Here is a 19,515-nt window from a genome sequence, read left to right as displayed (position 1 = left end):
TAAACGACAGCACTGTATAGATACCCGAAGGGGCTGACATAACGTCAGCCTCTTTTTTAATGATAAAGATTTGCTAGAAAGTAAAGCATCTCAGATTTAAGCGAAACAAAGTCGATTACTTCAGGTGATCCCAAGAGATGTTTGACACCAATCGGCAGTCATCACACTTGAAATAGAAAATATCGTGGATAGGCGCATCTAGCAGCCATTCACCACCACATTGCGGGCATTTGCGCTCTTTTTCATCTTTCAGGCTGATCCCACCGACACGGTATAAGTAGTAGTAGGTTGGAACCTTAGTCAGATACTCAATGCGCCCTCTTAGACCCCAACCGCGTTTAAACAGCACACTCTTCGTGTCACTGATCTCGGTTAGCGTTGCATGTTCCGCGCGACAACCACCACCCATTTGTACTTCATCACAGGCTTGCCATTCGGTCTGCCATTTCAACACGGCTTTATGGTCGCCATTGAAGGTAGGTGGATTGCGATACAAAGGGATTGGTAGCAAGCTATCGCCACTACGCAGCGGTGAACAGGTGTGCACGAATGTCGTGTATAACACCTGCCAGCTTGGTGTTTCATCTTCTGCCACTTCTTCTGAGTTCAGATCTCGACCTAGCAAACGCATTTTAGGCGCTAGTAGGCTCGCGTTAGACAAGCGATCAAAACACACTTTCACAAAGTCTGAGTGATTACGCGGGTGCAAGCTATCTTGCTCCGGGCACACAACGCGAACATAGAATTCACCATCGCCCATCACGATTGGGAACTCACGACCTAACACTTGTCCGTTATAACGAAGTGCATCCATTAAGCCATTAACCGCCTTGTCGACAGCGCTTACCGTTGTGTTATCAAAACACTCAAATTGAAGTTCTAGTACGTACATCTATTTATACCGCTGGTTGTAGCTTTTCTAAAAATTCTGCCAATGTCTCGGCGAGCACATCACGATTTTTGGTACCTAAGCGCTCCAAAATCACGTTACCCGTTAGGTTACAGATAGAGATAACATCCAGCTCAGCATCGGTCGCGGCAATGAAAACCGTTGGTTTTAGCTTCAAGCGACGCTGAGTTACTAGGTGACCCAAAATGTTTTCTTGTAGGCATTCGAAGTCTTCATCACTCCAAATCTGTAACAGAGTCAATTCGTTACCATCGAAAGTTGCGTTCATATCTGCGCTGAATTGTGCGCCGTAGAAAGTTTTGATGTCTTCATGCAGAGTCAACTCAATACCGGTTTCAACGTTGGTGAAATCCGCGAATTGCTCACGTGGATAGTGCTTCCACAACACGGCATCGCCACTCTTTTCTTCTACGCATGGCGATACGATGTCCACCAACTCCTCATTACGAGGTAAGCTTTGGTGTTTCTGCTGCCACGCGTCAACGTATCGCTGACTAAAAGAAAGTAGTGCGTCTTGAGCACGTTGAGTCATGAAAATCTCCTAAACACAAAATAATAAATAGAATCCGAGCCCTTTCCGCGCCGATTAAGCGATGACTTAATGACAGGGTAAGGGGGATTCAGTAAAATCGACCCCATTCTAATCGAATTTGAAACGAAAGTATGAGCAAATATTCTGACGCAAAAGAGCTAGCGGGTTTAACCCTTGGCCAAAAAACTGAGTACTCTAACCAATACGATGCAAGTTTATTGCAACCAGTGCCTCGTAGCCTTAATCGCGATGATCTTGCGCTAAACGGCGAGCTGCCTTTTGTTGGTCATGATATTTGGACGATGTACGAGCTTTCGTGGCTAAACACCAATGGTCTACCACAAGTGGCTGTCGGTGAAGTTTTCATCCCAGCAACCAGCCCAAATTTAATTGAATCAAAATCTTTCAAGCTGTACCTGAACAGCTACAACCAGACTCAATTTGAAAACTGGGATCAAGTAACCGAGCGCCTGACCCAAGATTTGTCGGCATGTGCAGGCGAAACGGTGATTGTGAATGTAAACTCAGTAACCGACTACACTAACCAACCTATCGTGACGATGGAAGGTGACTGTATCGACAACCAAGACATCCAAATCACTAGCTACGACTTTGAAGCGTCGCTGCTTGAAGGCGCTGCTGGCGAACAAGACGTTGAAGAAACACTGCACAGCCACCTATTGAAGTCGAACTGTTTGATCACCAATCAACCGGATTGGGGCAGCGTTGAGATCGCATATTCTGGTAAGCAAATTGACCATGAAGCTCTGCTACGCTATTTAGTTTCTTTCCGTGAGCACAATGAATTCCACGAACAATGTGTTGAGCGTATCTTCACTGACATCATGAAATACTGTGCACCTTCGAAGCTAACTGTGTTCGCACGTTACACACGTCGTGGTGGTCTGGATATCAACCCATACCGTTCAACAGAGCAAGATAGACCAAGCCACAATAAGCGTATGGCTCGCCAATAATCAGGCGAGAACCACCCACACTTATTTGAACCTACCAAATCTTTAAAGGGACATTGAAATGCGTTGGTTATACGTTGTTAGTCTATTTATTTTAAGCTTAAGCACATCGGTCAATGCGTCGGTTTATTCGTCGGCGCTACTCAATGAAGCCAATAATTTGGTTGAGATCGAGCCGAGCCAAGCAAAACAAATGGCCAACAGCTACCTAACGCTACGTATCCTTTCAGACCAAAGCGAGAAAAGCCCATCGGCTATTTCTCGCGAAGAGACAGACTCTTCGATCAGAACCCCAAACAGCAGTATTGATGCCTACAAGATATTAGCGAAAGCAGAATACAACCTTGGTAATATTCATATTGCGATTCAACATATCGACAAAGCATTTGAGCTTGCGAAAACCTATAAGCTTGAGTACCTAAAACTGGATCTTGAGATCCTAAAAGTACGCTTACTTTGGCTGAGTGACAGGAAATCAGCCAAAGCAAAAACAGAGCTGGCGAGTATCGAAGCAAACCTAGAATCGGTGAATAAAACCTTGCGTTTAACAGAAGGTATTACCTATCGTTTGATCATGCTGAAAGCTGATATTGCCTCTTATGACAATAAGGTCGATGAAGCCGAGAAGTTCTACCAAGAAGCGAAAACCTACCTCGATCAACGTTACTCTGAAAAAGTCACCATCGACTACCATATCTCCGTCGGCGAGTTTTATCTGACTCACAAAGAGTACAACCACGCGTTATCCGAGTTGTTGTATGGCTACTGGAAATCAGTAGAGGGCAATCTAAGTTCACGTTTGGCCAAGGTCAACCGCCTACTTGCGCAGCTTTTCTTTGAGCGCCAAGTGTTGGATAAAGCGTTAGAACACCTATCTCAAGCCGCTGATTTCTATGACAACTTTGAAAACTCGCCTGTCTTAGCACAAGTGCTTAAGAAAATGGGGGATGTGTACTTCTATCAAGGGAAATATAACCTTGCCTTGGTACACTTCTTCAACGTTCTTGATCACGAAAGCACTGACCGAGATATCCACCAAGTCATTGATATCCGACTAAGTCTATCGGCGACCTACTTACGCCTTTATAACTACCCTCTAGCAGAACAGTACCTAACCCGTGCCCTTGAGCTGCTGGAATATACCGACATTCCAAAGCTGGAAGGCCGTGCTGCACTGTTATCTGCAGGGTTAGCGTATCACCTACAAGAAAGCGAAGACGTGATAAAGCATGCGACACGTGCACTTGAGATCTCACGCCAGATAGAGAACATGCGCCTTTCACAACGCTCGTACTACTTACTTTCTTTGGGTTATGAACAGGCAGGTCGTCCACAGCAAGCATTGGCAAACCTCAAGCAATACAACAGCCTTGTCTCTCTAGAGCAGCAAAAACTCAACCGTGTTGGCGAAGACGCGTTCCGTCAACAGAAAGAATTTGCCGAACAAACCCTGCACTACGCAGGCCAAGCGCAAGAGCTAGAGCAATACAAACTGGAGCATCGTAAGTTCCAAAAAATATCGTTCGCCCTATTCCTGTTCAGCATTGTCTTGTTCTTCTTTGTTCTGCGCCGTGGCTATCTCATTCAAACCTTAGCCAAAGAAGTGGACTCACTGCGCACCGACCTATTTACGCACTCACGTTCAAAGCTTCCGAACTTAAGAATGCTCAATGCGAAGCTCTCTAACTCGCTGGAACAAACCAGCCAGACCTTCGAACAGTGGCAACTTGGCGAATTGATTCATGAGCCACTCAACGACCGCTTACGCTTCGTGATGATTGATTTACCGTTCTTACGCAATATGTACACGCAGAACGGTTACAAAGCCGGTCTAGAACTGGAAGACGCTTTCGGTGAATTCCTAAAATCTAAGCTTGAAGGCCCAGCTCGTGTCTACCACTTCTCGGATGCGAACCTGCTTTATATCGAGCCAAACGCGGACCGTGATTTGTCGCCTGAGGACATGTTCAGAAAGATTCAGTCTTGGGTGAATGACTTCGAAACAGAGCGAAACATCAACCGAACGGTCCGTATGGGCATCGCTGACTACCCATTCTTGCCACGCGCTTACACCGCAATTAACGATCAAGAGCTGCTCGACGTATTGTTGATGTCGACCAATCTCGCCCGTGAGATCAGTCTCAAAGAGCGCAGTAGCCAATGGGTCTATCTAAAAGCTATCGATAATGCACCAGCAGCGAGCCTTGCAACTGGTAACATAAGAGAAGCGTGTAAACATGCGATTAATCAAGGGTTAATAAAAATACAATCCTCGTACCAGAATGAGGACAACATCAAAAAAATGCTAAAAGATGACTGATTTGCGAGCGGTTAAGAGCAGCAAGTCGTGACCTTATTTTTAGTTTTGTTATTATCGATGTAACGGAATTTCATCAAAATGATCGAGATCGGTCTACGCGGCGCTAATAAATACATCTATGGGCATTCTTGAAAAAGACATTCAGGCGCAACTCCACCAGCTGAAATCTCAGTTGGAGCAGGTCCGTTTGACGCAAAGAGACACCTCGTTCAAGTTTATTAGAGAACAGAAAGTTCTAAAGCGTATCGTCACGTCTTTAAGTGATGCATGTGTTGGTAGTAACAGCCATTTAGATGAAAACCTCATTGCCCTTAGGGAAGAGCTAGAAAAGCAAAAAGACATTAGCTCAATGATCCCAAAACTGGCAGTATTAGAAAGGATGCTTAAGCAGAAAACGTTGGCTATGGATAAACAGAACGGGTATCTGGACGATAGCATTAAGCACAGTGGGGAAACGCTGCAGCGCATAACTGGCCTTCCAGCACAGCTCAAACGCGACCTACGAAACTTACTTAGCTTCTCCGAATGCAATGGCAGTCAGAAAGTCGACCACGCCATGAAACTTCTCGGTATTTATGAGCGTGCCATAAAGATTATGGCGAATAACTCACGCACCCATTTTGCTGACGCTGCGCACTCTCCGGAACAAGAGCTCCTTTCCGACCTATCAAACGAACTACAACATCTGATCACTGAACTCGACTTCGAGGGTGAATCGGGTGATCTGCTTACCGATATTCGAGCGAAGCTGCTGCTTGGTGTTTCCACACAAAACCTACTTGAGCTAACACTTCAGATCCTCAAACTGGTTATTGAAGGCACCAACCTAGAACGTAAGAAGTCTGAACAATTCATCGATCAGCTTAATTCTTCTTTAGCGTCCAGCATCAAAACGGCAGACCAAAATGCCGACCAGAGCCAGAGCTACTTTGAGCACCGACAAGGTCTAAACTCTGAGTTAAATGAACTAGTCACTAGAAGCCAAAGCTCGGTAGATAAAGCGAAAGATATTGATAGTTTAAAGCTGTCGATTAATCCGCTACTCAGTGAAATTGCCTCTCTTTCGGAAAGGCTGAACCACGCAGAGCAAAAAGAACAAGCTCTGATAGAGAGAATGAGTTACGGAAAGACTCAGTTAGATTCACTCTATGAAGTGACGCAAGATTACCGTAAGCGCTTGGAAGATCAGGCTCAGCGTATGCTGCTTGATCCTCTAACCAAGGTTTACAATCGCACTGCCTTTACTGATCGCTTAGAGCTTGAGTATCGCCGCTGGATCCGCGCACAACACTCACTGCGCGTAGTACTTCTGGACATCGACAACTTCAAAGCCATTAACGATAGCTTTGGTTATACCGCCGGCGATAAAGCGCTTAAGATCATCGCAAGAACCATCACCAAAGAAGCAGGCACGACCGATACTGTGGCGCGTTTTTCAGGTGAAGAATTTGTCTTACTATTGCCAGAGCAAACCGATGAATATTGTCAGCAAGTGATTCAGAACATTCAAACTCAAGTAAGCCGCTTACCCTTTAAGTTCCGTGACCAACAAATCACGATTACTTTATGCGCGGCAAGTACTCAGTTTAAAGAGTCAGATACACCTGAAGAAGTGTTAGAGCGACTCAATACAACACTAAATAAAGCAAAACAACGCGGTAATAACCAACTTGTTTGGCACTAGGCCAGCCCTAGATTTAATTTATTTCATTTTTTCAAATACTTATCACATACCATTTCCCTCAATGTTTGCTAAGCTAATGATTAACATTCGCTTAACAAGCATTCTTGGCAAGCAACGCTGTCGTATCCGTTTCGTCTGGTTAACTCTCCCCCACCTTTAACCAAACACTTTCAACGTTTGCTTCTCACTCTCGAGCCAGAGGGTCACTTCAACGTCCTCTGCTCTTTTCAACAAGGAGGCACTATGATCACTCATATCAGCCCTGCCGGTAGCATGGATTTACTCTCTCAACTTGAGGTTGAGCGTCTTAAGAAAACCGCGTCTAGTGATCTATACCAACTGTATCGTAACTGTACGTTAGCGGTACTCAACTCAGGTAGCCACACCGACAACTCCAAAGAGCTACTCGACAAGTATCAATCGTTTGATGTTGAGGTAGTGCGACGTGAGCGTGGTATCAAACTCGAGCTGAGCAACCCACCAGAGCATGCCTTTGTCGATGGTGAAATCATCAAGGGTATTCAAGAGCACCTATTTTCAGTGCTGCGTGACATTGTTTACGTCAACATGCACTTAGCCGATAACCAAAGGCTCAACCTGACTAATGCCACTCACATTACTAACCTTGTGTTTGGTATCTTGAGAAATGCAGGTGCACTTACGCCGGGCATCGAGCCTAACCTGATCGTGTGTTGGGGTGGTCACTCAATTAATGCCACTGAATACCAGTACACTCGCGAAGTGGGTAATGAACTGGGCCTACGTGAGCTGAACATCTGTACCGGTTGTGGACCGGGTGCGATGGAAGGGCCAATGAAAGGCGCGGCTATTGGTCACGCTAAGCAACGTTATACTGATCATCGTTACTTAGGGCTGACAGAGCCTTCAATCATTGCCGCTGAGCCACCAAACCCGATAGTAAACGAACTGGTGATCATGCCAGATATCGAGAAGCGTCTTGAGGCATTCGTTCGTATGGCGCATGGCATCATCATTTTCCCAGGCGGCCCAGGCACGGCCGAAGAGCTGCTGTACATCTTAGGGATCATGATGCACCCGAATAACGCCGAGCAGCCAATGCCGATTGTCCTAACTGGCTCGAAAGAGAGTGAAGCGTATTTCCGCTCGATCGATAAGTTCATTGGTGAAACTCTAGGGCCTGATGCACAGAAACATTATGAAATCGTGATTGATGACCCAGCACGCGCTGCGAAAATCATGAAACAAGCGATGCCAGATGTGCGCTCTCACCGTAAAGAGACTGGCGATGCCTACAGCTACAACTGGTCACTGCATATTGAGCCTGAGTTCCAACTGCCATTCGACCCAACACACGAATCTATGGCGGCGCTTGATCTTCATATGGACCAAAAAACAGAAAGCCTAGCCGCTAATTTACGTAAAGCGTTCTCAGGCATTGTGGCTGGTAACGTCAAAGCAGAGGGTATTCTGGAGATCGAGAAGCACGGCCCATTCCTAATTGATGGCGACAAAGAGCTAATGACCAAGATGGACCAACTGCTGAATGACTTTGTTGAGCAACATCGAATGAAGTTACCGGGAGGGACCGACTACGTGCCTTGCTATAAAATCGCCTCACGTGATTAAGGCGTTTACGTTACCAACGTTTCAACTCACCAAGTGATACGTTACTATAAGGGGCTAGCAGCCCCTTTTTTATTGCCTATTTAGTGGAAACTTATGTCTATCCATCTTGTTATTATCGATGCCTTAAACCTCATCCGACGCGTGCACTCTGTTCAGCCGGATCCAACCGATATAGCAAGAACCATTACCACCACAATTCGCACTCTCAATAAGATTCTGAATGAATCAAAGCCCACCCACATCATCGCGGTATTTGATCACCATTTACAAGACCGTGGCTGGCGCGCAGATGTGCTTCCTGCTTATAAGCAGAATCGTAAACCGATGCCAGAACCATTGATGAAAGGCCTTGATGCTATTCAACAAGCTTGGTGGGAGTTAGGCATTGATTCACTGCTGTCTGATGGCGATGAAGCGGATGATCTCGTCGCAACACTGGCAAAGAAAGTGGCTGACCACGGAGAAACCGTCACCATCGTCTCGACGGATAAGGGCTACTGCCAACTGTTGTCACCAACGCTTCAGATCCGAGATTACTTCCAGCACCGCTGGTTAGATAAACCCTTTATCGAAGCTGAGTTTGGCGTTAAACCTGAACAACTGGCGGATTACTGGGGATTAACGGGCGTAAGCTCAAGCCAAGTACCGGGCATCCCAGGTATCGGGCCAAAAGCAGCCAAAGAGATATTGACCACTTACCCAGATATCGAAGCGGCCTATCAAGCAGAAGATCTGCCGAAAAAATATCGTAAGAAGTTCGACGAACACATCGAATCCGCTCGTGTATGTAAGCAAGTATCGGCACTCAAAACCGATATTGATTTAGGGTTCAACCTGCAAGATATTCGTTACGAAGCAAACGCTTAAGTCGCTGTGACTCGATAATATTGATACAAAAAATGCCCCTTAAAGGAGCATTTTTTATCACTGACACACTAACGTAAATATTAGTGCGGTGAGATGTTTGAAAGCGCCTGAATGTGGACCGTGATCTCTTCGCGATCGTGGTAAAGGTGCTTAGCCTGCATCTTGAACTTCACTTTGTTCTCAATCAGGAACACTTTTAGGTTCTCGATATCTTGCAGTACTTCATCGTAACGGCCTTTCATAGGCAGTTTAAGGTTGAACAGTGCTTCTTTCGCCCAGCCTTTGATGATCCACTCACCCATAAGGTGAGCAACACGAGCTGGCTTCTCAACCATGTCACAGATAATCCAAGTTACGTTCTTACGGTCTGGTTCAAACTTAAAGCCATCCACCATGTGGTGCTTAATTTGACCTGTTTCCATTAGGCTGTCTGCCATCATGCCGTTATCAACACAGTGGACGAACATCGAGCGCTTAACCAATTGGTAAGTCCAACCACCTGGACATGCACCTAAATCAACACCCCACATACCTGGAGCCAAACGCTCGTCCCACTCATCACGAGGGATGAATACGTGGAATGCTTCTTCTAGCTTCAATGTAGAACGGCTTGGCGCATCTGATGGGAACTTCAGACGAGGGATACCCATAAAGAACTGGGAGTTGTTCGTTGGGTAAGAGTAACCAACAAAACAGTGGCCCGGAGCGATGAAGCATAAATGAAGCACAGGCTTCTTAGCGTTATCTTTCGCTGTCATCAGGCCTTTACCACGCATCGCTTGACGCATCGGCACGGTAAATTTACGGCAGAACTTCAAAAGCTCTTTTGCTTCGTTAGTATCTGGCGTTTCAATACGGATATCACCACAACGAGGGAAACCTTCTTTCTCAGAAAGCGCCTCAAGAATTGGAGAAATACGGTCATCGGTTGGCAGGTCTTTAATTTCAACAGCCACTGCCAACATTTGACGAGCAAAGATCAGTGATTGGAAATCGATCTCTTTTACCAGTTTATCGGCTTCGCCTGCTTGATAACATTCAAACAATACAAAACCTGTATTGTTCTTTAGGCGAGGAAAACCAAACACTTCCAGTTGTGTTGCCTTGTCTTGAATTTCGCCAGCACATTCTTTTTCAAAACCAGAGCGACAATAAAGTAGTACGTGTTTCACTGAGTTACCTCTTTTATATTCAAAGCAGCGAAGGAGAAGACTCCCCAACCAATGATAAATAGTAGACCACCAAACGGAGTGATAGGGCCAAACCATTTTATTCCTGTCAGTGCCAAGCCATAAAGGCTGCCACTAAAACAAAGGATGCCGATGATAAAGCAAATTGCCGCAATGAAAAAATATTTTTGTGATTTAGCGCCAAGTTTCATCTGCAGCAGAGCGCCACACGCCAATATCGCTAGAGTATGGATAAATTGGTACTGAACACCCGTCTCAAACACGCCTAGCAGATATTCAGACAAGATAGCTTTCAAACCGTGAGCTGCAAAGGCGCCAAGCATCACAGCAACCGCACCAGAGATGCCAGCAAACGTGAGTAAATACTTACTTCTCATTGAGTACCTCTTTGATAAACGCTGATAACTTCTCAACGGTTAACGCAATATTCTGCTGCTCGGTGTAACCAGAACTCTTACGAGGTTTAAAGCTGTGGTCGCCATCGGGAATAAATTCAACACGAATAGAATCAGACAGATCAAAATCAGCAAACTCTTCACGCTTACCAAAGGTATCGCGCTCACCTTGTAAAATGAGGCATGGCTTTGCTAACTCAGCCAAGTGCTCACCTTTGTATTTCTCTGGTTTGCCTGGCGGATGAAAAGGAAAGCCTAAACAGGCCATTGCAGCCACCTTATCAACTTCAGACAAATGGCTCGCCATACGTCCTCCCATCGACTTACCGCCAATCACAAGCTTATCGGCATCTACCTGTCCGATAATATCTTGGTAAGCTTCGAGCAGTTTAGGGGCTCGATCAGGTGGACGACGCTTACCATCTTCAGCACGTTTGATCATGTAAGGGAAATTAAAACGAATCACTCGTATCCCTTTAAACGCCAACCCTTTTGCTACCGACTGCATGAACTCATGATCCATACCTGCGCCAGCACCATGTGCAAAGATAAAGGTTATTGGGTTGTCTTCACCATCAATGATGAGGTTATTCATCAAGTAAGTCCTCTTGTTCACTTTGCGCTTTCGCCAACATCCAATCACGGAAAGTCGCAATACGCCCCATGTCAGCTTGTTTCTCATGACACACTACATAGAAGGCGTTCTTACTTACCAACACTTCATCAAAAGGTGCAATCAAACGACCTGCTTCGATTTCAGGTTGCGCCAACACATTATTACCCAAAGCAATACCTTGCCCGTGAGCGGCCGCCTGCAATACCATGGTTGAGTGACTGAAGATAGGGCCATGATTAACGTTTACCCCATCAATACCATTTTGCTTAGCAAACTGTTTCCAATCCTTTCGAGATGTATCATGCAGTAGCGTATGACATGCCAAATCACTGAGAGATTCTAAAGGTTTAGCTCCTAGCAGCACGGAAGGTGAGCAAAGAGGAATTAAGTATTCTTGGTAAAGTTTATCGGCTCTGAGCCCCGACCAATTCCCTCGGCCATAATAGATAGCGACGTCTACATCATCGGTTAGCGAGCCTTCATCCATATCAACGGCTTTGATTCTTACATCAATATCAGGCTCTTGCTGATTAAAGTCAGCGAGCCTTGGTACCAACCATTGAATAGCAAAACTCGGCGGTAAACTGATGGTCAATGCGCCCTTCTCACTTCGCTCCAGCACTTTGTCTGTCGCTTCTGCTAGTGATGTGAAAATATCTTTGATATCTAAGAAGTAGCTTTGACCTTCTTCAGTTAGCAGCAAAGAGCGGTTTCTTCGGCGAAACAGCTTCAAAGATAAGAATTCTTCAAGCGCTTTGATCTGATGACTGACTGCCGCTTGAGTAACAAACAACTCTTCTGCAGCACGCGTAAAACTCAAGTGTCGAGCTGCAGCTTCAAACACTCTTAGCGAGTTTAATGGGGGTAATCGACGAGACATAGGTACTCTCTAAATAAGCATTAGTTTTTTTTATCTGAAACATTATAATTTGTCCATTGCCTAGCGGCCAGAGAAATTCTATATTTCATCCCGCAGCAGCTAGCCTGAACGGCTTGATTCTCTCTAGAATCAATTGGTTTAGCTCCTGCGATGTTGTGTTTGCAAACTCGTTCTTTTCGAGTTGGGTAGAGTTCTACCAAATGTTTTGTTGCAGTTCTATACTGAAACGAGACATGTACTTCCTGTATTTATTTTGACCTGTCTGTCAAATTTGTTTACACCGCCTTATGGGCGGTGTTTTTTTATGTGCAAAGAAAAATAACAACAAGTTTATCAATAGCTGTGCTAATTAATCTTTGTTATTTTTCATCGTTAATCACAGAATCAGACACCCACTCAAATAATCAACTGAACACATACAAATAGAACCATTGAATAGCACTAAAAAGTAACAGAGTTCCTCAGATACTCACACTTCTTCGGTCACCTACAAGCCAACTTAAACCCCATCATTTCAATCTCAGAGTCTCAAGACAGAGCATGATGATAACTCGACAAACTCGCGCCTCTTACTGCCTACTGTAAAACATTCACAATAGAAAATAAAAAAGCCGCTTACTTTTCAGTAAACGGCTTTGCAAAATATTCGGCTACTCTATACCACTATGGGCGGTAAACCTTCACGTTATGGAAGCCTTGCTCTTTTAAATAAAGTGCCTGTAGACGGCTCATTACACCACGGTCACAGTACAGCAAGTACTCTTTCGCTTGGTCTAGGTCGCCAAACTGAGTCGAAAGCTTGAAGAATGGGATGTGTTTAATTTCAACACCCTCGATCTCTAATGGGCTTTCGTCTTCTTCTTCTGGGCTACGGATATCAAGAACGATAGCGTGCTCAGCAACAGCTTGAACTTGTTCAACTTCAGGCGCTTGCTCTTGGCTCTCTTTCTCGATGTCACGGATATCCATAACACGAGCGTTCTCGATCACTTGATCCAGCACTTCAAAGTTAAACTTAGCTTCTTCTGCTTCTAGTTTGCCTTTCTTCGCTTTCACTGTTGGTTTCTTAGAGATAACACCACAGTACTCAGGCATTACTTTAGCGAAGTCTTCAGTACCGATGATACGAGAAAGGTCGATGATGTCTTCTTTGTCCCAGTTGATAAGCGGACGAAGGATCAAAGTATCTGTCACGTTGTCGATGTGGCGAAGGTTAGTTAGCGTTTGGCTAGAAACCTGACCAAGTGCTTCACCCGTTACTAGAGCTTCAATACCGAAGCGCTCTGCAACCATACCACCAGCACGCATGAACATACGCTTAAGAACAACACCCATTTGGCCGTCTTCTACGTTCTCAAGGATTTCAGCAACCACAGGTTCAAAGTCTACAGAAATGAACTTCACTTTTGCAGATGAGCCGTATTTATTCCATAGGTAGTGAGCTACTTGCTTAACGCCAATCTCGTGCGCTGGGCCACCAAGGTTGAAGAAACAGTAGTGAACCTTTGAGCCACGTTTGATGTGCAGGTAGCTTGAAACACCAGAGTCAAAGCCGCCAGAGATCAAGCTCAGTAGATCTTCTTGAGTACCAAGAGGGAAACCACCTAGGCCTTTGTGACGAGCTAGAACTTGGTTAAGCTTGTCGTTAGCCACTTCAACCTTAACGGTTACATCAGGGTTCTTAAGTCGAACTTTCGCTGACTCAACTGCTTGGTTTAGACCGCCGCCTACGTAGCGCTCAAGTTCAATAGAGGTAAAGTCATGCTTACCACGACGCTTAGCACGTACAGAGAAAGTCTTGCCTTCAATGTCAGCACGGCTGCGTTCTAGTACTTGCTCGTAAATATCGTGCAAGTCTTTGAATTCAGACTGTTGAACTTCAAGAGAGTGGTGAATACCTGGAGTGTGAGTCAGGGCCTCTAACACTTCTGCGTAGTACTGGTCACTCTCAGACGTCACTTCAATATGATCGCGACGGTTGAATACCGCAACACTTTCACAGCGACGTTGAATAACGTTACGAATGTTGCACTCTAGAATCCTTGTGAAGCGCTTACGCACCGATTCACTTTTTACAAAAATTTCCGGATGGGGCTTAACAATAAATTTCATAGTACTTTCACAACATTAATGTTCAAAATTTTGAAAACGCTCATCGCCAAGTAAATTAGAGAATTTACACAGCACTTGAAGCAAGAATAGATCATATCTAAATCTAAGGGCGCGAATTATACATGAGAAAGTGAAGCAAGGAAAAGAGTGCTTGCTGTAACACCATCATTAAACCGCTTGTTATTAACAGTAGCAGGTTTCGAAACGACATAAATGCCGCAGAGAGAACCATTGAAGACCAGCAAACAAAAAGCCCAACCTCATTATAAGGTTGGGCTTTCGATGCTATCTGCATGCTACCGTGTGTACACGTATCGGCTATTCATTAATAACAGGCACTTCGTCACTGTAAAGCGGCTCGCCCTGCATGATGCTGATTTCAACGCGGCGGTTGAGGCTACGTTGCCATTCAGTATCGTTCGGCTCGACTGGCTCGGTATCCGCCATGCCGCGTACTCTCAAGCGTTGATGAGAGAAACCACGCACCTTTTCCATCTCTTGAGCAACAGACACTGCTCGCTGTGATGACAAGTCCCAATTAGAGCGATAAAGCTCGGAATCAAGACGTTGATTATCGGTGTGCCCTGAGATTCGAACGATACCCGGAACATCTTTCACCAACTCAGCAACCTGTCTCACCAAAGGTCGGAACTTAGGCTGTAGGAAAGCAGAACCCGATGGGAATGCACCCTTCTCACGAATTCGAATCACAATCTGCTGGCCAAGGTTTTCAACTTCAATCGCGCCTTGGTCTATCTCTCGCTCCAACGCCTTCTTGATGCTTTCCATCAAGGTTTCCATCTCTTGCGATTGAGCTTCGGCTTGCTGTTGCTGTTGGTCTGACTCAGAGTTTTGATTGTCGTGAGTAGAGACCTCTGGCGACTTGCCTCCGGTCATCTTGCCTTGGTCACGCATTGTGCCGCCAGCACGCTCCGATTCACCTTCATGAAACTCAAGCGTTTGCTGCGTAATATCAATCGTCTGCTGCATGATCACATCAATCGGTGTCGGCTCTGGACGACCAGGTCGAAACTCTTGTGCAATGATGCTGGTGCCTTTAGGAATGTCTTTCACTTCCAAGCGGTTTTGTACACCAAACGCAAATTTCATCGAGCCAGCGATCTGTTTGAACTTCAGTACGTCCATCTCAGAGAATGAGAGCAGCAGTACGAAGAAACACATCAGCAGTGACATCAAGTCAGCAAATGTCCCCATCCATTGAGGCAATCCCGGAGGAGGACATTTACATGGATTTTCTTCATCCATCTTCAACTCCTCTTACGCAGGTTCACCATCAATCGTACGCTTACCTTCGTTTAGGTAGCTCTTCAGGTAACCATCGATTACTCGTGGGTTCTGACCATCTTGAATCGCGAGTACGCCATCCATAACCAAACGTCGGTTGAGTGTCTCTTGGTCACGACGCAGCGCAAGCTTGTCGGCAATTGGGAAGAACACCATGTTCGAAAGAATCGCACCATATAGGGTGGTTAAAAGTGCCACCGCCATCGCAGGGCCGATCGCTTTTGGATCATCCATGTTAGAAAGCATGGCAACCAAGCCAACCAAGGTACCAATCATACCCATCGCGGGTGCTACATCACCAAATGCAGAGAACACCTTCGCGCCCTGCTCATGACGCTCTGTGGTTAATGCGATGTCTTTTTGCAGTGCAGCACGAACTACATCTCCATCATGGCCATCCACCAAAAGATCGATGCCCTTTTGCATGAAACTGTTGTTAATTTCCATCTCTTCCAGTGCTAAAAAACCACCTTTACGAGCCGCATCAGCCATCTCTACAACTTTCGCAATAAGATCTTCAGGCTCATCCGCTTTAAACATAAAAGCTTTGCCTGCGATTTTAGTCGCACCAAAGAACTGTCCCATGGTGAACTTCATTAGAACAACAAAGGTTGAGCCCCCAACTACGATCAAAATGGATGTCGTGTCATAGAACATCCCGAGGCTTCCACCTAGGATCATTGCCATAATTACAAAGGCAAATCCACCAATCAAACCTATTAGGGTTGCTAAATCCACTGAGCACTCCTCATGCTTTTTTGTAGCTCTATGTCGACGATAATCTTTGTATCGGCAAGACTATAAGATCTTTTAGTAAATTCTTGGCCTAAGTATCACACTTTTCGTTTTTGAATCCCAACTATTGGCTTACTTTGCTCTTATACGTAGCGCATAAACTCGATAAAGCTAAGGTTATTCAAGCAAAGTACGTTCAAGCCCCTTAAAAACGAACTTTCTAGCAAAATTTCTTGGTTACATTTGACCATCTCAGCGGCCTAGGGTAACGTTCGTTCATCTTTCCAAACGCAGATTTATTATGGCTACTAAGAAACCTGAAAATATGAGCTTTGAAGCAGCAATCGAAGAGCTTGATGGCTTGGTTGATCAACTAGAAAATGGTGATCTAGCTTTAGATGATGCGCTGAAAAAGTTCGAACGAGGCATCTCCCTCGCTCGTGCCGGTCAAAGCAAACTAAACGATGCTGAACAGCGTGTTAGCATCCTACTGCAAAATGATGAAAACGCAGAACTTAGTGACTTTAACCCACAACCAGAATAACGAATTGTATGAGATCCCCTATGATTGAGACTTTATTGTCTTATCAAGCACGTAATAACGAGCAACTGAACCTTTGGCTTGATCGCCTACCACACCAAGATCAGAACCTGATCAACGCGATGCGTTATGGGTTACTTTTAGGCGGTAAACGCGCACGTCCATTTCTTGTCTACATTACAGGGGAAATGCTCGGCTGCACCGCTGAAGAACTCGACACTCCAGCATCTGCAATCGAATGTATTCATGCCTATTCTCTGATTCACGACGACCTTCCAGCAATGGACGACGATGAACTGCGTCGTGGCCATCAGACTTGTCACATCAAATACGATGAAGCAACGGCAATTTTAACTGGCGATGCACTACAAACTCTCGCGTTTACTATACTTGCGGAAGGTACATTAAGTGCTGACGGTGAAAGCAATCGCGTTCGAATGATTCAACGCCTAGCCGAAGCCTCTGGTGCACAAGGTATGTGCATTGGACAAGCACTTGATATTGAAGCTGAAAACCGCTCTGTCACGCTAGAAGAGTTAGAAGAAGTTCACCGCAATAAAACGGGCGCGCTAATGAAATGTGCGATTCGTTTAGGTGCTCTCGCTGCTGGTGAAAAAGCGTTTGAAGTGATGCCTCAATTAGACAAGTACGCCGATGCCATTGGATTAGCATTCCAGGTTCAAGATGATATTTTAGATATCACTGGCGATACTGAAACTTTGGGTAAACCACAGGGTTCTGACCAAGAATTGAACAAAAGCACCTACCCTTCTTTGCTAGGTTTAGAGGGCGCTCAAGAAAAAGCGCAAACTCTGCTACAGGAAGCGCTTCAAGCTTTGGCTGCAATCCCATACAATACCCAGTTACTCGAAGAGTTCGCCCGATACGTCATCGAGCGCAAGAACTAAGACAATAAGCGCGCATTACCTATGACTCTTGATATATCAAAGTACCCAACTCTTGCTTTGGCTGATAAGCCAGAGGATTTGCGTCTACTTCCAAAAGAGACGCTGACACAGCTTTGTGATGAATTACGTACCTATCTTCTTAACTCAGTGAGCCAGTCAAGTGGTCACTTAGCGTCAGGCTTAGGTACAGTAGAGCTGACAGTTGCTCTGCACTATGTGTACAACACGCCTTTTGACCAGTTGGTTTGGGATGTTGGTCACCAAGCATACCCGCACAAAATTCTTACAGGTCGTCGCGACCGCTTGTCGACTATCCGTCAAAAAGATGGACTGCACCCATTCCCATGGCGTCAAGAGAGCGAATACGACACCCTTTCTGTTGGTCACTCTTCAACATCGATCAGTGCTGCACTTGGTATGGCTATCAGTTCGAAGAAAGAAGGCAAGAACCGTAAAGTCGTGAGTGTGATTGGTGATGGCGCGATTACTGCGGGTATGGCATTTGAAGCCATGAACCACGCGGGCGATATTCACAATGACATGCTGGTTATCCTGAACGATAACGAGATGTCGATCTCTGAAAACGTAGGTGCGCTAAACAACCACCTAGCTCAAGTTCTTTCTGGCAGTCTTTACACGTCAATTCGTGAGGGCGGCAAGAAAGTGCTATCAGGCGTTCCGCCGATTAAAGAGCTGGTTCGTCGTACAGAAGAACATCTAAAAGGCATGGTTGTCCCTGGCACCATGTTCGAAGAGTTAGGCTTTAACTACATTGGCCCAATTGATGGTCACGATGTCAATGAGCTGATTAAAACGCTTAAGAACATGAGAGACCTTAAAGGCCCTCAGTTCCTGCATATCATGACTAAGAAAGGCAAAGGCTACGAGCCAGCTGAGAAAGATCCAATCGGTTACCACGGCGTACCGAAATTCGATCCAGCACACTCAAGTCTGCCTAAGAGCACCAGCTCTAAACCAACTTTCTCTAAGATTTTTGGTGACTTCCTGTGTGATATGGCGGCGCAAGATCCTAAGCTAATGGCGATCACGCCTGCAATGCGTGAAGGTTCTGGCATGGTGCGTTTCTCGAAAGAGTACCCAGAACAATACTTCGACGTAGCAATTGCTGAGCAGCATGCTGTGACCCTAGCAACGGGTATGGCGATTGCGGGTGATAAGCCGATTGTCGCTATCTACTCGACGTTCCTACAACGTGGCTACGATCAACTGATCCACGATGTGGCTATCATGGACTTACCGGTCATGTTCGCTATTGACCGTGCAGGTCTTGTCGGTGCTGATGGTCAAACACACCAAGGTGCGTTCGACTTAAGCTTTATGCGTTGTATTCCAAACATGGTGATCATGGCGCCAAGCGACGAAAACGAATGTCGCCAAATGCTTTACACTGGCCACCAGCATACAGGTCCAAGTGCCGTTCGTTACCCTCGCGGTAATGGTATGGGTACTGAGATACAAAATAAATTTACCGCGCTTGAGATTGGTAAAGGTCGTATCGTTCGCGAAAGCGAAAAAACAAAAGATGGCTCGAAAGTCGCTATCTTAAGCTTTGGTACTTTCCTTGAGAGTGCACTTCAAGCCGCTGACGTCATCGATGCGACAGTTGCAGATATGCGCTTTGTGAAACCACTCGATGAAGCTCTGATCAAACAACTTGCTGCTGACCACGATGTACTGGTAACTATCGAAGAGAATGCGATTGTAGGTGGTGCGGGCGCAGGTGTGATTGAGTTCTTGATGCAAGAGAAACTGCTGATGCCAGTATTGAACCTTGGCCTACCAGACAAGTTCATTGCTCAAGGTACGCAAGGCGAACTGCATGAAGAGCTTGGTTTGGACGCGAAAGGCATTGAGAAGTCTATCACTGACTATCTTGCCAAGTAGCTTTAATACGTAAGCTCGTAAGCTCGTAAGCTA

The 19,515-nt window shown here is 45.6% G+C and carries 17 protein-coding genes; 8 read left to right on the top strand and 9 right to left on the bottom strand.

Features of this window, described 5'->3' with window-relative positions; all coding sequences use genetic code 11:
- Window positions 1–115: 115 nt before the first annotated feature.
- Window positions 116–892 carry a Zn-ribbon-containing protein gene (locus tag AB4623_RS02260; protein ID WP_017060766.1) on the bottom strand — a complete coding sequence of 259 codons (777 nt, stop codon included), beginning with the start codon at window positions 890–892 and terminating at the stop codon, window positions 116–118.
- Window positions 893–896: 4 nt separating this feature from the next.
- Window positions 897–1,442 (bottom strand): SecY-interacting protein, encoded by a 546-nt coding sequence (syd, locus tag AB4623_RS02255; protein ID WP_050633962.1) that lies wholly within the window; start codon window positions 1,440–1,442, stop codon window positions 897–899.
- Between the two features lie 131 nt (window positions 1,443–1,573).
- Here syd and queF point away from each other — a divergent pair, with 131 nt between their 5' ends.
- The 5 genes from queF to xni all read left to right on the top strand — a co-directional run bounded on the left by queF (window position 1,574) and on the right by xni (window position 8,895).
- Window positions 1,574–2,419, top strand: coding sequence for an NADPH-dependent 7-cyano-7-deazaguanine reductase QueF (gene queF / locus AB4623_RS02250; protein ID WP_372145653.1), 846 nt, complete (start codon window positions 1,574–1,576; stop codon window positions 2,417–2,419).
- Window positions 2,420–2,477: 58 nt separating this feature from the next.
- Window positions 2,478–4,736: a tetratricopeptide repeat protein gene (locus tag AB4623_RS02245; RefSeq protein ID WP_372145652.1), complete on the top strand. Its 2,259-nt coding sequence runs from the start codon at window positions 2,478–2,480 to the stop codon at window positions 4,734–4,736.
- Between the two features lie 118 nt (window positions 4,737–4,854).
- Window positions 4,855–6,420 (top strand): GGDEF domain-containing protein, encoded by a 1,566-nt coding sequence (locus tag AB4623_RS02240; protein WP_372145650.1) that lies wholly within the window; start codon window positions 4,855–4,857, stop codon window positions 6,418–6,420.
- 243 nt (window positions 6,421–6,663) lie between these two features.
- Window positions 6,664–8,028: a nucleotide 5'-monophosphate nucleosidase PpnN gene (gene ppnN, locus AB4623_RS02235; protein WP_372083585.1), complete on the top strand. Its 1,365-nt coding sequence runs from the start codon at window positions 6,664–6,666 to the stop codon at window positions 8,026–8,028.
- Window positions 8,029–8,121: 93 nt separating this feature from the next.
- A complete protein-coding gene (xni, locus tag AB4623_RS02230; RefSeq protein ID WP_017069498.1) occupies window positions 8,122–8,895 on the top strand; it encodes a flap endonuclease Xni in 774 nt (257 codons plus the stop codon).
- Between the two features lie 80 nt (window positions 8,896–8,975).
- On the opposite strand, the gene rlmM is transcribed toward xni, so the two are convergent.
- The 7 genes from rlmM to pomA all read right to left on the bottom strand — a co-directional run bounded on the left by rlmM (window position 8,976) and on the right by pomA (window position 16,131).
- The gene (gene rlmM / locus AB4623_RS02225) at window positions 8,976–10,067 is read right to left on the bottom strand and encodes a 23S rRNA (cytidine(2498)-2'-O)-methyltransferase RlmM (RefSeq protein ID WP_017063341.1); all 1,092 of its coding nucleotides are present in this window, start codon (window positions 10,065–10,067) and stop codon (window positions 8,976–8,978) included.
- Complete coding sequence (locus AB4623_RS02220; RefSeq protein ID WP_102319950.1) at window positions 10,064–10,462, bottom strand: DUF423 domain-containing protein; 399 nt, start codon at window positions 10,460–10,462, stop codon at window positions 10,064–10,066. The genes rlmM and AB4623_RS02220 overlap by 4 nt, the downstream gene beginning before the upstream one ends.
- Complete coding sequence (locus AB4623_RS02215; protein ID WP_017069501.1) at window positions 10,452–11,075, bottom strand: alpha/beta fold hydrolase; 624 nt, start codon at window positions 11,073–11,075, stop codon at window positions 10,452–10,454. Before AB4623_RS02215 ends, AB4623_RS02220 begins: the two co-directional genes overlap by 11 nt.
- Entirely contained in the window at window positions 11,068–11,976 is a 909-nt protein-coding gene (locus tag AB4623_RS02210) for a transcriptional regulator GcvA (protein ID WP_017063339.1), read from the bottom strand. Before AB4623_RS02210 ends, AB4623_RS02215 begins: the two co-directional genes overlap by 8 nt.
- Before the next feature lie 663 nt (window positions 11,977–12,639).
- A complete protein-coding gene (gene thiI, locus AB4623_RS02205; protein WP_372145648.1) occupies window positions 12,640–14,088 on the bottom strand; it encodes a tRNA uracil 4-sulfurtransferase ThiI in 1,449 nt (482 codons plus the stop codon).
- A gap of 318 nt (window positions 14,089–14,406) precedes the next feature.
- Window positions 14,407–15,354, bottom strand: a complete 948-nt coding sequence (locus AB4623_RS02200) for a flagellar motor protein MotB (RefSeq protein WP_017060777.1) — start codon at window positions 15,352–15,354, stop codon at window positions 14,407–14,409.
- Between the two features lie 12 nt (window positions 15,355–15,366).
- Window positions 15,367–16,131: a flagellar motor protein PomA gene (gene pomA / locus AB4623_RS02195; protein WP_017060778.1), complete on the bottom strand. Its 765-nt coding sequence runs from the start codon at window positions 16,129–16,131 to the stop codon at window positions 15,367–15,369.
- 298 nt (window positions 16,132–16,429) lie between these two features.
- Here pomA and xseB point away from each other — a divergent pair, with 298 nt between their 5' ends.
- Genes xseB through dxs form a run of 3 tightly spaced genes read left to right on the top strand, consistent with a single transcriptional unit; the run spans window position 16,430 to window position 19,482 of the window.
- Window positions 16,430–16,672: an exodeoxyribonuclease VII small subunit gene (gene xseB / locus AB4623_RS02190; protein ID WP_004734405.1), complete on the top strand. Its 243-nt coding sequence runs from the start codon at window positions 16,430–16,432 to the stop codon at window positions 16,670–16,672.
- Between the two features lie 20 nt (window positions 16,673–16,692).
- On the top strand, window positions 16,693–17,577 hold the full coding sequence (gene ispA, locus AB4623_RS02185; protein WP_017063336.1) for a (2E,6E)-farnesyl diphosphate synthase: 885 nt from the start codon (window positions 16,693–16,695) through the stop codon (window positions 17,575–17,577).
- Window positions 17,578–17,598: 21 nt separating this feature from the next.
- On the top strand, window positions 17,599–19,482 hold the full coding sequence (gene dxs / locus AB4623_RS02180; RefSeq protein WP_102331960.1) for a 1-deoxy-D-xylulose-5-phosphate synthase: 1,884 nt from the start codon (window positions 17,599–17,601) through the stop codon (window positions 19,480–19,482).
- Window positions 19,483–19,515: the final 33 nt, after the last annotated feature.

Source organism: Vibrio sp. 10N.222.52.C12 (assembly GCF_041474215.1).
Classification (GTDB): Bacteria; Pseudomonadota; Gammaproteobacteria; order Enterobacterales; family Vibrionaceae; genus Vibrio; species Vibrio crassostreae_C.
Note: the sequence above shows the minus strand (reverse complement) of the source record. Positions and strands in the feature narration are given on the sequence as shown.

Coding starts and splice junctions, on each gene's coding strand:
- AB4623_RS02260 (WP_017060766.1), bottom strand. CDS start 892: ATGTACGTACTAGAACTTCAATTTGAGTGTTTTGATAACACAACGGTA.
- syd (WP_050633962.1), bottom strand. CDS start 1,442: ATGACTCAACGTGCTCAAGACGCACTACTTTCTTTTAGTCAGCGATAC.
- queF (WP_372145653.1), top strand. CDS start 1,574: ATGAGCAAATATTCTGACGCAAAAGAGCTAGCGGGTTTAACCCTTGGC.
- AB4623_RS02245 (WP_372145652.1), top strand. CDS start 2,478: ATGCGTTGGTTATACGTTGTTAGTCTATTTATTTTAAGCTTAAGCACA.
- AB4623_RS02240 (WP_372145650.1), top strand. CDS start 4,855: ATGGGCATTCTTGAAAAAGACATTCAGGCGCAACTCCACCAGCTGAAA.
- ppnN (WP_372083585.1), top strand. CDS start 6,664: ATGATCACTCATATCAGCCCTGCCGGTAGCATGGATTTACTCTCTCAA.
- xni (WP_017069498.1), top strand. CDS start 8,122: ATGTCTATCCATCTTGTTATTATCGATGCCTTAAACCTCATCCGACGC.
- AB4623_RS02220 (WP_102319950.1), bottom strand. CDS start 10,462: ATGAGAAGTAAGTATTTACTCACGTTTGCTGGCATCTCTGGTGCGGTT.
- AB4623_RS02215 (WP_017069501.1), bottom strand. CDS start 11,075: ATGAATAACCTCATCATTGATGGTGAAGACAACCCAATAACCTTTATC.
- AB4623_RS02210 (WP_017063339.1), bottom strand. CDS start 11,976: ATGTCTCGTCGATTACCCCCATTAAACTCGCTAAGAGTGTTTGAAGCT.
- thiI (WP_372145648.1), bottom strand. CDS start 14,088: ATGAAATTTATTGTTAAGCCCCATCCGGAAATTTTTGTAAAAAGTGAA.
- AB4623_RS02200 (WP_017060777.1), bottom strand. CDS start 15,354: ATGGATGAAGAAAATCCATGTAAATGTCCTCCTCCGGGATTGCCTCAA.
- xseB (WP_004734405.1), top strand. CDS start 16,430: ATGGCTACTAAGAAACCTGAAAATATGAGCTTTGAAGCAGCAATCGAA.
- ispA (WP_017063336.1), top strand. CDS start 16,693: ATGATTGAGACTTTATTGTCTTATCAAGCACGTAATAACGAGCAACTG.
- dxs (WP_102331960.1), top strand. CDS start 17,599: ATGACTCTTGATATATCAAAGTACCCAACTCTTGCTTTGGCTGATAAG.